Consider the following 13778-nt stretch of genomic DNA (forward strand, 5'->3'; position numbering starts at 1 on the left):
TAAGATACATAAAATATTGACAATTAATTATTTATATCATAAAAATTTCATTTCGTGGAATTGTCCGCGTTTTCCCGCAAGTCAAAGAGGCGGGCTGCGACTCCCACCCGCACGAATTCATCCTTTTGAGGAGTAGTGAGCGCGAGTTTATCCCGGATTTTATCTCCGACACGGACGTGCCCTTCATAGAACCAGGCCGGATCGCCTTCGATATCGCCCTGCCCGCCTACCATGTCGTTGTACAGAAGCCACACCCGGTGCTTGCCTGCTACGGCCTTCACCTCGTCGGTCGTTTTGCCGACATACTCCTCCATATTCTTCGACTGTGGGCGCAAGTCATGGCCCACGATGGCGTGATAGCGCAGCGAATTCAGCGGGTAAGCCTCCTTGTAGTATCGGTAGGGCGCATCGTGGTTCCAGTACAAATACACAACATCGCCAGGCTGAAAATGCTGCTCCACGTACTGAAACGCCTCCCGGAAATAAGTTTTTCGAAGCCCGATAAACTGCGTTGTATCAGCGACTTGGCTAACTGACGTAACCAGGGGCGGCGCCAGCAGCAAAGCAGGCAGCACAACGCGGGGCAGCGTCGTAAAATAGTAGGCGGCTTCTTCGGCTCCCCGCGCCACCAGCAGCAGCACGAAAGGCGCCAGAAAGACCAGCAGCCGCTCGTGAAAGGGGTAGCGCTCGAGGCCGGAAGCTGCCAGCGCCAGCAAGAACGGAAACACCAGTACCAGCAAAAACTTCTTGTCTTTGCGGTAAAACGAGACCAGCCCCAGCAGGGCCGCTCCTATGGGTACGACGCGCAGCAACAGGCGAGGCAAGTTGCTCCCCAGCACACTGTGCGTTACTAGCAGGCCCAAGGGATAGTCGAGCAGCAGATAAAGCTGGATCAAAATCCACTTGAAATCGGCCAGCGAGGTGGGCGGCAGCGGCATGAAGGCATCGCGGTAGCGGTACCAGATGATTAGCCACCCCGACTCGGTTCGTTTGCCTGTAAACAGGAGGTAGCTCAGGCCAAAGCTCACCAGCCACATTCCGAACGGAATCAGTGACCGCCAGAAGCGCGTTCCTTGCTTGATCAGGAGGTAATACAGGGAAACCCCGGCGGCCATTCCTGCCACAATAAAAACGGCGGGAAAAGAAAACCACACCAGCACTGCCCCCCACAACCCCCATTGAATCAATGACTTATTATCGTTTTTGTCATGATAGCGGGTGTAGAGGAACAGGTAAATAATGGTTACGAGCAGATCCAGGCCATACGGCTTTGCTTCCACGCCATGATAGATCAGGTACGGTGCCAAGGCCAGCATTCCGAGGGCAACGGCTGCGCCAACGGGCCGCAAAAAATGCCGCGCCACGGGCACAAACAGCAGCAGCGAGGCGATGCCGGCCAGCAGCGGAAAAAACCGCAGCGCCATCTCGCCCTTCCCAAAGACCAGTACCGCCAACCGGAGCAGCCACAAAAACCCCAGCGGTGCTTTCTGATCAAATTCGAGGGGCTGGGTTGCGAGTGCCCCAAACCCCATGCGAATCAGGCTGTTGGCCTGGTAAGCCTCATCCATAAACAACGATCGGTTGTCGAAGTAATGAAAGAGCCGAACGGCCACACCCAGCGCGACAAACGCCCAGGTAAGGTAGGTCCAGCTAACTCGCACTTTGTGCGCACGCGCGGGAGCAGAGGCCTGATCCGGCTCTGCAAATACTGCTTCAATCGACATGCGTTCTATCTGTTAAAATAACGAAAACACGGGGGCTGTTGAGTGACTCACCCCCGACCGTCCTCAGGGTAGACAAGCCACACAAAAGGGCTTTTGTGCTGCTGCCGATTACCGAACTTATACTACCAATCGAATGCGATGCTGTGACGGGACAGTATCTGATAATTTAGCTCACAGCGCTGCCTTCCTCTGGAGTTTGCGTCCTAATCACAACGAACCAACTTAGCTTAGTTGAAGCAAGGTGTAAAACAATGCGGAATTTAAAAAGTATTAATGCACAACAAATAGTTGGAATAATGTAATTCGTGAGTACATTTGAAAAACTTGCCTTGACTTTAAATTATATTTTTTAGTAATATAACAAGGATGAGCTACAGCGGGAAGATAGTGTGGAACAAGGTGAAGATGGTCGTTTTTGATGTTGACGGTACCCTATACGAGCAGTCGAAGCTGCGCAAAAAAATGCTCTTTGCGCTGCTGGGCTACTACGCGCTACGGCCGTGGCGGCTCGGTGAAATGCGGCTGTTGCAACGCTTCCGAAGGGAGCGGGAAAAGCACCCTGCCTACGCAGGCCCTGATGTAGAAAATGCCCAATACGCCTGGTGCGCCGAGGGCACTAGCTACCCGGTTGCCAAAATTAAGCGGGTCGTTCAGCAGTGGATTTTCGATTACCCAAATCAATATCTGTCGGACTGCACCTACCCCGGCGTCAAAGAGTTCTTTAACGCCCTCAGAGTCAACCACATCAAAATCGGGGTCTATTCCGATTACAAAGCCCACGACAAGCTGCGGGCCATGGGCCTGCAAGCCGATGCGGTAGTGGCCTCGACCGACCCGGAAATAGATCGCCTTAAGCCCGACCCGAAAGGGCTGCTGTATCTGGCTGACCTGATGCGGGTTGCGCCGGAAGAATGCCTGTTTATCGGCGACCGGCCCGAGCTTGACGGCGCATGCGCCGAGCGCGCCAACATGCCCTACCTAATTGTCGAGAAACAGCCCTTCAATTCCTTCAACTTTTACGATAACCTGACGAAGCTACTTACCACCGATCTTAAACCAACTACAACTACCTATGAATCAGACATCTATGCTTCCTAATGCAGAAACTAACGAGCAGGAGGTTGCCTTGATTCCGGCGGGACTGAAAGACTATATCGCCATCGCCCGCCCCGACAACTGGGCCAAAAACGTATTTATGGTGCCGGGCATGCTGTTTGCCCTGATCGTGTACCGCACTTCCTTCGACGCCGCGCTGCTGTCGAAGATGATCATGGGTGTAGTGAGCACCTGCCTGGTAGCCTCGGCCAACTACGTAATCAACGAATACCTCGACGCCGAGTTCGACAAGTTTCATCCGCTCAAGAAGAAGCGCACGTCGGTGGTGCGGGTGGTCAATCCGGTGCTGGTGTACACGGAGTGGTTTCTGCTGGCCGCCGTGGGGTTTTTGCTGGCCTATCAGATCAGCATTCAGTTTCTGCTCGTGTCGGCTTTTCTGCTGTTCATGGGCGTGATGTACAACGTGCGCCCGTTCCGGACCAAGGAGCGCGTGTACATTGACGTGCTTTCGGAGTCGGTGAATAACCCCATCCGGTTCGCGCTGGGCTGGTTTACGGTCGCGCCGGCCCTGTCGGTGGCCAATCTCGACGGCATCGGCCTCTTCAACAGCCTGCCGCCCACCAGCATCATTGTGGCCTATTGGATGGGCGGTGCCTACCTGATGGCCACCAAGCGCTTCGCCGAATACCGTCTCATCGACAACCCCGAGCTAGCTGGGCTGTACCGTCGCTCGTTTAAGTACTACACCGAGCATAGCCTCCTGATTTCCATGTTTTTCTATGCGCTCACGTCGGCGTTTTTCCTGGGTATTTTCCTGGTCAAAAACCGCATTGAGTTGCTGATCAGCTTTCCCTTCTTCGCGTTGCTGTTCTCGTGGTACCTGCGGATCGGGTTGCTCAAAAATTCGCCTGTGCAGGGCTCCGAAAAACTCTACACGCGCAAGTGGTTTATGCTCTACGTCGTGTTGTTCTGCCTGCTGCTCGTCACCCTGATGTTCGTGGATATACCGGGTTTGCACTGGCTATTAAGGCATTCTTACTGAGCAACTTACAAATTATAGTTGGGTAGCACAGCGGCCGTGGCTTCGGCATGAAGGACAATACCTATGCCCCTAAATTTCAAATCCATTAACCTGCCAGCGCCACCCAGGCGGACACGTACCGCTACGGGCGGCGGGCTTGTGGAAGCTGATTATCAGAACATTACGCTTTATATTCTGATCCTCATCGGTATTGGACTGCGGCTGTTTCAGTTTATCTACAATCGCTCCTTCTTTATCGACGAGCTTTTCCTGAACGTCAACATCGTCAAGCTGGATTTCTGGGGCTTGGCCACCCGCACGTTCGAATACCAGCAAAAAGCCCCGTTGGGCTACCTGTGGGCGGTAAAGCTGCTGACTACAGTGCTGGGCAATTCGGAACAGGTGCTGCGGCTGTTTTCGCTGCTCTGCGGCATCAGTTCCCTGTTTCTCTTTGTGCCCGTAGCGCGGCATTTTCTCCGGTCCTGGGGCGTGGTTATTGCGGTCGGCGTGCTCTCGATTTCCTACACGTTCATCTACCACTCGGTGGAGGCCAAGCAATACTGCACCGAGCTGACGGCCGCCATCCTTGCGCTGTTTCTCTACACGAAATACCACGACCGTACCGACCTAAAATCGCTGTTGATCTGGGGCGTTGCCGGGGCAATTTTGCTGTGGTTTTCCTTCTCGCTGATATTCATTGCGGCGGGCATTGCCGGGGCCGTTTGCCTCGACGCGTTACTGCGGAAAGAGTGGCGCAGGTTCTTTATGTTGCTGATTCCGTTCACGTTGTGGCTGGTGAGCTTTGGCGTGTTGTATTTTTTGTTCGTCCGGAAATTCCACGAATCGGCTTGGCTGATTGACTTTTTCAAGCGAGTAGACGATGCCTTCATGCCCTTGCCGCCGGCTTCGGTTTCCGACCTTACCTGGCTTGTCCGCAAGCCCTACTCCCTCCTCGACCGCCCCCTGGGGCTGATGCTCTATTTTGAGCCCAACGCCGACCATTCCTTTTTGTACTACTTCCTGCGGATGGGCTGGTTGTATGCGCCCACCATCGTGCTCGGCGCGGTACTGATGTTGCGGAAGAACCGGCTGAATTTCAGCGTTTTAGTACTTCCCGTGCTACTCACGATGGCGGCGTCCGGCCTGAAGGTTTACCCGTTCCATCAGCGCTTTCTGCTATTTCTGGGGCCGGTTTTCCTGCTGATGCTGGCGTATGGCTTTGAGCGCTTCTGCGCGCTGTTTCCGCGGCGCTACTCCCTTGTGGCGCTGGGGCTGTTGTTGGTATTGACCCCTGCACTCGTAAACTCAGCCGAGCAAGTCAATGATCCTCACCAGGTTATCAAGGACTACAACCGGGAAGTAGTGCTGTTTGTCAACCAGAACTACAAGCCCGGCGACGCGGTGTATGTTTACTGGAACATGCGCCAGGCGTACGAGTTTTACAAAGCGGCTAACTATTTGAAATTCAATGCTATAGAGGCCAGCTACGTAAAAAACAAGTCCCGCAATCCGGCCGATTACATCAACCACTTAAAACCCGACTTCAAAGGCTTTAAAGGCAAAAAGCGGCTCTGGTTTATTTACGACACCAACAACCGCGATCCCATCGGCGACTTCATCGATCAGCCCGCATGGTACCACGATCAGAAGTTTGTACCGGGCAAATCACTTGAACAGGAATTCTCCAAGATGGGCAAGCAAAAAGCTCATTACCAACTAAATACCTTCAACGCTACCTTGTTTGAACTGAAGTAGGAGCTTAGCTGAGTCGCCATGCAACGGGTCGGACACCTTATCCTCATAAGGTATCCGGCCCGTTGCATGGCGACCCTGTTCCAAAAAAGTCAACGTTTAGCTTATCACAAAATGATAATCAAGTACATACTTGCTGTATCATTTGGCAACAGTATCAAGTCATGCTACACCATTTGCATCCATGCTATACCAACTCCTTTTGGTCAGGTTAAGCTTCACATTAAAGTAACAATTGCCACCATCCGTTACTTCAACTATCCTTTCTTTCCAGTAAGGCTTATCGTCACAAAAGCAATTAACCCAAACATGCTTTTCCCCCCTTTCATTTGTCCAAATCACTAGTTGCTTTTTGTAAGTTGAAAGGTCAATAACGTAGTTTTCTTTACGAACAGGAATAGCAGGATAAGCTTTGGCCATCTTTTCCATTTCTTCTTCCTGCAGATGATTAAATTCTATAATGCACGCCTTAAGCAGCGAGTCTACTTCATCTAACTCTTTAATAGAAAGGCTCTTATAGCCCCCTGACGGAATAATAACAAAAGATGTCAGTTTCGTTTTGGACTCTACGTACGCTTTTTCAATTGGCAGTTTATTGGCTTTCTCATCATGAGCCTGGCAACTCGCAAAAAAGAGAAAGCATAAAGCAAGGTACTTTGCCATCACCCAAGGTGTAAGATTGGTTTTAGCGCAATAGTGGCGAGAATCCTAAGAAACTCGCCACTATCTCAGCGTTCAAATATTAGGTTACCTTACCCCTTCGGGGTGAGCGTGATGTAGGGAATGATAACTTCCTCCAGCGAAATGCCGCCGTGCTGGAACGTGTCCTTGTAGTAGTTCACGTAGTAGTTGTAGTTGTTTGGGTAGGCGAAGAAGTAGTCACCGAGCGTAAACACGTACGCGGTCGATACATTTTCGCGGGGCAGGAAAATGCGCTCTGGCTTGCGCACCACGTACACATCGCGCGAGTCGTCGAAGCCGAGGTTTTTGCCGTGCTTATAGCGCAGGTTGGTGTTGGTGTTCCGGTCGCCGACGATTTTGTACGGGCGCTTTACGCGAATCGTGCCGTGGTCGGTGGTGATGATGAGCTTGCCTTTTTTCTCGGCAATCTGCTGGAGCATTTCATACAGCGGCGAGTGCAGAAACCACGAGCGCGTTAGCGAGCGGTACGCCGACTCGTCGCCGGCCAGCTCCCGAATCATGGCCATGTCGGTGCGGGCGTGCGAGAGCATATCCACGAAGTTGTAGACGATGACGTTGCACTTGTAGTTGTTGTGCAGGTTCGACATCTTACCCAGTAAGTCTTTGCCAGCCTGGAGGTTAGTTACCTTGTTGTAGCTGTATTTGGCTTTCTGGCTGGCCTTCTGGAACATGATTTCCATGAATTCCTGCTCGTGCAGGTTCTTGCCTTCGTCGTCGTCGTCGTTGACCCACAGGTTGGGGTACTTCTTCTGGATTTCGCCGGGCATCATGCCCGAGAAGATCGCGTTGCGGGCATAAGCAGTAGTAGTCGGCAGGATGCTGTAATACATTTCCTCCGAATCCACGGTGAACAGCTCGGCAATGATGGGCTCCAGAATCTTCCACTGGTCGTAGCGCAGGTTGTCGATCAGCACAAAGTAAACGGGCGTGTCGCCGGTGTCTTTCAGCAGCGGAAACACGCGCTCCTTGAACAACTGATGCGACATGAGCGGGGCGTCTTTGTCGTCGCCGTTTACCCAGTCTTCGTAATTGTCGGTGATGAAGCGACCGAAGTAGGTGTTAGCCTCGTCCTTCTGCATGTTGAAGACGTCGGCCATGCTTTTGCCTTCCGTCTCGTCAATCTCTAACTCCCAGTATACCAACTTCTTATACACATCCGCCCACTCCGAGGGCGAAAGGCGATCGCCGAGCTGCATGCCCAGCTGACGGAAGTCGCGCTGGTAGCTGCTGTTGGTCTTTTCGGAAATCAGGCGCTTGTTGTCGAGCACCCGTTTCACCGACAGCAATATCTGATTCGGGTTGACGGGCTTGATGAGGTAATCGGCTATTTTAGAGCCAATTGCGTCTTCCATGATGTGTTCTTCCTCGCTCTTGGTGATCATGATCACCGGTACTGTAGGGCGAGAAGCTTTAATTTCGGTCAGGGTTTCGAGGCCGGTAAGGCCGGGCATGTTTTCGTCCAGAAATACGATGTCGTAGTTCTGCTCCTGTACCTGCTCGATGGCATCGGCACCCGAATTTACGCCGGTTACGTCGTAGCCTTTTTCTTTTAGGAAGAGAATATGGGGCTTCAGCAGATCGATTTCGTCGTCGGCCCAGAGGATGTTGTAGCGTTGCATGTATGGATAGGGTTGGAATTACAAGGATAAAGCCCGGCCAGAGCCAAGCAGGTGAGGCCCTGCGTCGGCGCATCAGCTTACTCAATAGACTCCAAAGAGCCGGGTGGGTTTAGCACCGTTGCAAATGAAGTTTCGTAAGTAGCTTTACCCCCAATCCCTGAATTTAAGTTTTACAATTTTTGGCCGTCGAGCTGTATTCGGCATAAGACGCGTACGCTTTCGCTTCCGCACTTGTTCGATCTGCGTATAGACCACCTATTGATTGCCTAACGGCGGCCCCGGCACCAAACTACCAAAGCGTACGCTCTATTTTGAATAAGAAGAAAATCTTTAACGACCCGGTGTACGGCTTTGTCACCGTGCCCACCGAACTTCTTTTCGACCTGATTGAACACCCGTATTTCCAGCGGCTGCGGCGCATTCAGCAGCTTGGGCTTACGGGGTTTGTGTACCCCGGCGCGCTGCACACGCGCTTTCATCATGCCTTGGGAGCCATGCACCTGATGAGCATGGCCTTGCGCACGCTGAAAGACAAACATATCAAAATTTCGGCCGCCGAGGGCGAAGCGGCCCTGGCGGCCATTCTGCTGCACGACATTGGTCACGGCCCGCTCTCGCACGCGCTCGAGACGTCCATCTTTCACAAAGTGCCCCACGAGCAACTCTCGTTGTATTTAATGCAACGGCTCAACAATGAGTTCAACGGCGCACTTACGCTGGCCATCGAAATCTTTCAGGGGAGCTACCACCGGCCGTTTTTTCACCAACTGGTGAGCAGTCAGCTCGACATGGACCGGCTTGATTATCTCAACCGCGATTCCTTTTATACCGGCGTGCAGGAAGGCCGGCCCGGCGCCGACCGCCTCATCAAAATGCTCACGGTAGCCGACGAGAAGCTGGTGTTGGAAGAAAAAGCCATTTACAGCATCGAAAACTTTTTGGTGAGCCGCCGTCTCATGTACTGGCAAGTGTATTTGCACAAGACGGTTACGAGCGCCGAGCAGATGATCATTCGCATCATGCAGCGCGCCCGCGACCTGGCGCGCACGGGGCACGCGCTGCCAGCCTCGCCCGACTTGCAGTACTTTTTGGCCAAGCCCGTCAGCCTGCTGGACTTTGAGCAAGATGACACCATTCTGCAACGCTTTGTGCAACTGGACGATACGGATGTGTGGAGCGCCGTAAAAATGTGGGCCAACCACCCCGATAAAGTACTGAGCTATATGTCGCGCAGCATGCTGGATCGTCATTTGTTTAAGATCGTCTTGCAGAGCGAGCCCTTCGACGAGGAGTTTCAACTAGGCGTGGTAGAACTGATCGCAGACCATTTCCAATTGCCGCCTGACGAAGCCAAGCTCCTCATGCTCACGGGCCGCATCAGCAACAATGCCTACGATGCCGATGGCAAAGACACCATCGACGTGCTCACCAAGCGCGGCCGGGTGGTCAACGTGGCTGAGGCATCCGATTTGCCCAACATCCGCGCGTTAAGCCAGCGCGTAGAGAAACACTACATCTGCTACCCAAAGGAAATTGCGCAGTAAATAGTGGCGTATTCTTCTGAGAAAGCCGCGAGTCACGACAATTCATAATTATCTGACAATCATATTATTACAAAAATGCTCTTTCCCTCAACTTATCTCTCCTACTTGCTGCGTTTTCGTGTTGCTTCTCGCCTTGGCCGAGCAGTTGGCAACTCGCATCGGGCAATCGGCAACTGATAAGCCTCAACTCATTACTTTTGCGCGATGGAATTTACCGTAGGCCAGATAGCAGAAGTGCTGCGCGGCGCCGTAGAAGGCGATGCGACGCAGCGCATTGACCGGCTGGCAAAAATCGAAGAAGCCCAGGCCGGCGCCCTCTCCTTTTTGGCCAACTCCAAATACGAACACTACCTCTATACCACGGGCGCGTCGGCCGTGATTGTGGCGCACTCGCTGGTGTTGCGCCAGCCTGTCGCGGCGGCCCTGATCCGAGTAGACGACCCGTATTCCAGCTTCACTACGCTGCTTGAGTTTTACCAGCAGGCCAGCCGCACCGGCCGGCGCGGCGTGGAAGAGCCTTCTTTTGTAGGGGCCAACAGCGAGATCGGCGAAAACCACTACCGCGGCGCCTTTTCGTACATCGGCGAAGGGTGCCGGATTGGCCGCGACGTACTGATTTTTCCGCAGGCTTACATTGGCGATCGCTGCCAAATCGGTGATGGCACTATTATTTATGCCGGCGCCAAAATTTACGCCGATACCGTGATTGGGGCGCGCTGCACTATTCATGCGGGCGCCGTGCTGGGCTCCGACGGCTTTGGCTTTGCGCCGCAAGCCGACGGCTCGTACCGCACCATCCCACAAATTGGCAACGTGGTACTGGAAGACAACGTGAGCGTCGGAGCCAATACCACCATCGACTGTGCCACTATGGGTTCGACCGTCATCCGGGAAGGCTCCAAAATTGACAACTTAGTACAACTGGCTCATAATGTGGAGATTGGCCGCCACACAGTCGTTGCCGCCCAGACCGGTGTTTCGGGCTCAACCAAAATCGGTGACTTCTGCGTGCTGGCCGGGCAGGCTGGCATTGCCGGGCACCTGACGCTGGCCAACCGCACCACCGTCACGGCCCAATCGGGCGTGGGCAAATCCATCAAAACGGAAGGCGTCTTTCTGCAAGGCTCGCCGGCATTCAGCCTGCGCGACAGCCTACGGGCGAACGCCATTTTCCGCCATTTGCCCGATTTGGAACGCCGCCTTGATGCTTTGGAACATCAAAATACCCAACCGGAAAACTCCTAGCTTTGCACTTCCCTTTAGAGATGCGAACTAAGGCGTGAGCAGTAAGACGATTTCTGCCTTTTGAAATTGTTCTTTTCTCTCTTCCTAGTTCTCGTTTCGCGCTTCCCTACTGATGAACGACAAGCAACATACGATTAAGGCGCCGGTGACCGTGAGCGGCATTGGCCTGCACACGGGCGTTGAGGCCACCATGACCTTCTGCCCCGCGCCCATCAACCACGGATACAAATTCCAGCGCATCGACCTGCCCGGCAAGCCCATCGTGGATGCCGACGTTGACAACGTAGTGGATCTGTCGCGCGGTACGACCATCGAGCAAAACGGCGCCCGCGTCAATACGGTGGAGCACACCTTGGCGGCGCTGGTAGGCTTGCAAATCGACAACGTCCTGATTCAACTCGATGGGCCTGAGCCGCCCATCATGGATGGTTCGTCGTATGAGTTCATCCGGCCCCTGCAAGAAGTGGGTTTGGAAGAGCAGAATGCGCTGCGCAACTACTTCGAAATTCCCGACGAAATCCGCTTTGTGGATAATGGCCGGGCGGTGGAAATTGCGGCCCTCCCGCTCAACGATTACCGCGTAACGGTAATGGTCGATTATAATTCGCCGGTGCTGGGCTCGCAGCATGCCTCGCTCAACGACATCACGCATTTTGCCACGGAAATAGCTTCGTCACGCACGTTCTGTTTTCTGCATGAGCTAGAGGCGCTTTACAAGCAAAACCTCATCAAGGGCGGCGATTTGAGCAATGCCATCGTGGTCGTGGATCGCGTGGTGAGCGAAGAAGAACTGAGCGACTTGGCCACCATGCTGGGCAAGCCCAAAGTAGCGGTCAAGAAAGAAGGCATCCTGAACAACGTCGATCTGCGGCACAAAAACGAGCCCGCCCGCCACAAACTGCTCGATTTGGTAGGCGACTTGGCGTTGGTAGGCCGTCCGCTGAAAGGCCAGATTCTGGCGGCTCGGCCGGGTCACGCCGCTAACGTAGCGTTTGCCAAGCGGATCAAGAAGAAGATGATGGAGGCTGATACCAGTCCCGTTCCGACTTACGATCCGTCGCGGACGCCGGTTATGGACATCAACCAGATTTCTGCCACGCTACCGCACCGCTACCCGTTCCTGCTGATCGACAAGATCATTCATCTGGATACCGTGACGGTTACCAGCGTCAAGAACGTGACCATGAACGAGCAGTTCTTCCAGGGTCACTTTCCTGGCAACCCCGTTATGCCCGGCGTGATTCAGATTGAAGCAATGGCCCAAACCGGCGGCATCCTGGTGCTGAATACTGTGCCGGATCCGGAAAACTACTGGACCTATTTCTTAGGCATCGAAAACTGCCGTTTCCGCAAGAAGGTGATCCCCGGCGACACCATCATTTTCCGCTGCTCGCTGCTGGCTCCCGTCAAGCGCGGCATCGCCAAAATGAAGGGCCAAGCCTTCGTGAACGGCAAAGTGGTGATGGAAGCCGAAATGAGCGCCGCCATTGTCCGCAAAGACGCCTAAGCTTCTCACTTAACAAGTAATGAGCGGTACCTGAACAATGGACAGCCTTTTCAAGCGTTGATACCCGGCCGTCAGATGCTCTTGTTACTCGTTGACTGATAATTGATAATTGAACAAAATGAACCAGCCGCTCGCCTATATACACCCCGAGGCTAAGATCGCGCAAAACGTTGTGGTAGAGCCCTTTACCACTATCGATAAAGACGTCGAGATCGGGGAAGGCACCTGGATTGGCCCCAACGTGACGATCATGTCGGGGGCGCGTATTGGCAAAAATTGCAAGATATTTCCTGGGGCCGTCATCGCAGCCGTACCGCAGGATTTGAAATTCGCCGGCGAAAAAACGACCGCCCACATCGGTGACAACACCGTGATTCGGGAGTGCGTGACGGTAAATCGCGGCACCATCGATAAGCTCCGGACTGTAGTAGGTGCTAACTGCCTGCTGATGGCTTACGTGCACGTGGCCCACGACTGCCTCATTGGCGATTACTGCGTGTTGGCCAACTGCGTGCAGCTAGCTGGCCACGTGGAGATTGGCGATTATGCCATTATCGGCGGGACTTCGGCCATTCACCAATTCGTGCGGGTTGGCCAGCACGCCATGATTTCGGGCGGCTCGCTGGTGCGCAAGGATGTACCTCCTTTCGTAAAAGCCGGCCGTGAACCGCTGACTTACAGCGGTATCAATTCCATTGGGCTGCGCCGCCGGGGCTTCTCTGATCAGAAGATCAGCGAGATTCAGCAACTGTATCGCCTGCTGTTTTTGAGCGGGCTAAACAACAACGACGCCCTCGACAAAATTGAACTGGAGTTATTGCCCAGCCCCGAACGCGACGAAGTAGTAAACTTTGTGCGCAACTCGGGTCGCGGCGTGATCAAAGGCTATTCGCGCAACGGAAACGGTGCAGATTGAGGCCGTTGGGTTGGGCAAACGTTTCCACCGCGAGTGGATCTTCCGGGGCCTGACGCACATTTTCCGGCCGGGCTCGGCAACTGCAATTCTTGGCCCCAACGGTTCGGGCAAGAGCACGTTGCTCAACACACTTTCAGGCCAATTACTTAGCACGGAGGGCTCGCTTTCGTACGCTTACCAAGGCAGAGCTATAGCCGTAGAAGAAATACCGCAATTGCTGGCGTATTGCGCACCGTATTTGGAAGTCATTGAGGAACTGACACTTACAGAACTTCTGCATTTTCATACCCGCTTTAAGCCGCTTCGAACAGGATTCACAGCTAAGCGTCTGATCGAGTTGATGTACCTGGAAAAGTCGCGCCATAAGCTGATCCGCGATTTCTCTTCGGGTATGAAGCAGCGCCTCAAGCTGGCCCTGGCCCTGTACAGCGACGCCCCGCTCCTGCTGCTGGATGAACCCACGACCAACCTCGACCGCACCGGCGTAGACTGGTACCACGAACACGTGCAGGCCACCACAGCGGACCGTCTGGTGCTGGTAAGCTCGAACGTTCCGGAGGAATACGATTTCTGCAGCGAGCGACTCGACGTGACAGATTTCGGCGCAAAAATGGCCCGGTAAACCAGGGCAGGTGTATTTCTTTTGCGCGTTAGTTCTTATTTTTGGTAACGTCTCGCTCCTTCACCATCTC

The 13778-nt window shown here is 53.7% G+C and carries 11 protein-coding genes; 8 read left to right on the plus strand and 3 right to left on the minus strand.

What is annotated here, in order from left to right; translation table 11 throughout:
• Nucleotides 1-47 precede the first annotated feature (47 nt).
• Nucleotides 48-1724, minus strand: coding sequence for a glycosyltransferase family 39 protein (locus FHG12_RS19785; RefSeq protein ID WP_139517432.1), 1677 nt, complete (start codon nucleotides 1722-1724; stop codon nucleotides 48-50).
• Between the two features lie 366 nt (nucleotides 1725-2090).
• Here FHG12_RS19785 and FHG12_RS19790 point away from each other — a divergent pair, with 366 nt between their 5' ends.
• The 3 genes from FHG12_RS19790 (at nucleotide 2091) to FHG12_RS19800 (ending at nucleotide 5556) form a co-directional block, all read left to right on the plus strand.
• Complete coding sequence (locus FHG12_RS19790; protein ID WP_139517433.1) at nucleotides 2091-2822, plus strand: HAD family hydrolase; 732 nt, start codon at nucleotides 2091-2093, stop codon at nucleotides 2820-2822.
• The gene (locus FHG12_RS19795; protein ID WP_230471211.1) at nucleotides 2797-3822 is read left to right on the plus strand and encodes a UbiA family prenyltransferase; all 1026 of its coding nucleotides are present in this window, start codon (nucleotides 2797-2799) and stop codon (nucleotides 3820-3822) included. The genes FHG12_RS19790 and FHG12_RS19795 overlap by 26 nt, the downstream gene beginning before the upstream one ends.
• A 63-nt stretch (nucleotides 3823-3885) precedes the next feature.
• The gene (locus tag FHG12_RS19800; protein WP_139517434.1) at nucleotides 3886-5556 is read left to right on the plus strand and encodes an ArnT family glycosyltransferase; all 1671 of its coding nucleotides are present in this window, start codon (nucleotides 3886-3888) and stop codon (nucleotides 5554-5556) included.
• Nucleotides 5557-5715: 159 nt separating this feature from the next.
• Here the strand turns inward: FHG12_RS19800 and FHG12_RS19805 are convergent, their stop codons facing one another.
• Both FHG12_RS19805 and porX read right to left on the minus strand, forming a co-directional pair.
• The gene (locus tag FHG12_RS19805; RefSeq protein ID WP_139517435.1) at nucleotides 5716-6216 is read right to left on the minus strand and encodes a hypothetical protein; all 501 of its coding nucleotides are present in this window, start codon (nucleotides 6214-6216) and stop codon (nucleotides 5716-5718) included.
• Nucleotides 6217-6305: 89 nt separating this feature from the next.
• Nucleotides 6306-7874 (minus strand): T9SS response regulator signal transducer PorX, encoded by a 1569-nt coding sequence (gene porX, locus FHG12_RS19810; protein WP_139517436.1) that lies wholly within the window; start codon nucleotides 7872-7874, stop codon nucleotides 6306-6308.
• A gap of 311 nt (nucleotides 7875-8185) precedes the next feature.
• On the opposite strand from porX, the gene FHG12_RS19815 reads away from it, so the two are divergent.
• The 5 genes from FHG12_RS19815 (at nucleotide 8186) to FHG12_RS19835 (ending at nucleotide 13708) form a co-directional block, all read left to right on the plus strand.
• The gene (locus tag FHG12_RS19815) at nucleotides 8186-9418 is read left to right on the plus strand and encodes an HD domain-containing protein (RefSeq protein WP_139517437.1); all 1233 of its coding nucleotides are present in this window, start codon (nucleotides 8186-8188) and stop codon (nucleotides 9416-9418) included.
• Between the two features lie 204 nt (nucleotides 9419-9622).
• Nucleotides 9623-10663: a UDP-3-O-(3-hydroxymyristoyl)glucosamine N-acyltransferase gene (lpxD, locus tag FHG12_RS19820; RefSeq protein ID WP_139517438.1), complete on the plus strand. Its 1041-nt coding sequence runs from the start codon at nucleotides 9623-9625 to the stop codon at nucleotides 10661-10663.
• A 112-nt stretch (nucleotides 10664-10775) separates the two neighbouring features.
• Nucleotides 10776-12170, plus strand: coding sequence for a bifunctional UDP-3-O-[3-hydroxymyristoyl] N-acetylglucosamine deacetylase/3-hydroxyacyl-ACP dehydratase (locus tag FHG12_RS19825; RefSeq protein ID WP_139517439.1), 1395 nt, complete (start codon nucleotides 10776-10778; stop codon nucleotides 12168-12170).
• A 118-nt stretch (nucleotides 12171-12288) separates the two neighbouring features.
• Nucleotides 12289-13086: an acyl-ACP--UDP-N-acetylglucosamine O-acyltransferase gene (lpxA, locus tag FHG12_RS19830; protein ID WP_139517440.1), complete on the plus strand. Its 798-nt coding sequence runs from the start codon at nucleotides 12289-12291 to the stop codon at nucleotides 13084-13086.
• Nucleotides 13076-13708 (plus strand): ABC transporter ATP-binding protein, encoded by a 633-nt coding sequence (locus tag FHG12_RS19835; protein WP_139517441.1) that lies wholly within the window; start codon nucleotides 13076-13078, stop codon nucleotides 13706-13708. The genes lpxA and FHG12_RS19835 overlap by 11 nt, the downstream gene beginning before the upstream one ends.
• Nucleotides 13709-13778: the final 70 nt, after the last annotated feature.

The sequence above is a fragment of the Hymenobacter jejuensis genome (assembly GCF_006337165.1).
Classification (GTDB): domain Bacteria; phylum Bacteroidota; class Bacteroidia; order Cytophagales; family Hymenobacteraceae; genus Hymenobacter; species Hymenobacter jejuensis.

What these genes read in the sequence shown, in the direction of transcription:
- FHG12_RS19785 (WP_139517432.1), bottom strand. Translation starts at nt 1,724, where the DNA reads ATGTCGATTGAAGCAGTATTTGCAGAGCCGGATCAGGCCTCTGCTCCC.
- FHG12_RS19790 (WP_139517433.1), top strand. Translation starts at nt 2,091, where the DNA reads ATGAGCTACAGCGGGAAGATAGTGTGGAACAAGGTGAAGATGGTCGTT.
- FHG12_RS19795 (WP_230471211.1), top strand. Translation starts at nt 2,797, where the DNA reads ATGAATCAGACATCTATGCTTCCTAATGCAGAAACTAACGAGCAGGAG.
- FHG12_RS19800 (WP_139517434.1), top strand. Translation starts at nt 3,886, where the DNA reads ATGCCCCTAAATTTCAAATCCATTAACCTGCCAGCGCCACCCAGGCGG.
- FHG12_RS19805 (WP_139517435.1), bottom strand. Translation starts at nt 6,216, where the DNA reads ATGGCAAAGTACCTTGCTTTATGCTTTCTCTTTTTTGCGAGTTGCCAG.
- porX (WP_139517436.1), bottom strand. Translation starts at nt 7,874, where the DNA reads ATGCAACGCTACAACATCCTCTGGGCCGACGACGAAATCGATCTGCTG.
- lpxD (WP_139517438.1), top strand. Translation starts at nt 9,623, where the DNA reads ATGGAATTTACCGTAGGCCAGATAGCAGAAGTGCTGCGCGGCGCCGTA.
- FHG12_RS19825 (WP_139517439.1), top strand. Translation starts at nt 10,776, where the DNA reads ATGAACGACAAGCAACATACGATTAAGGCGCCGGTGACCGTGAGCGGC.
- lpxA (WP_139517440.1), top strand. Translation starts at nt 12,289, where the DNA reads ATGAACCAGCCGCTCGCCTATATACACCCCGAGGCTAAGATCGCGCAA.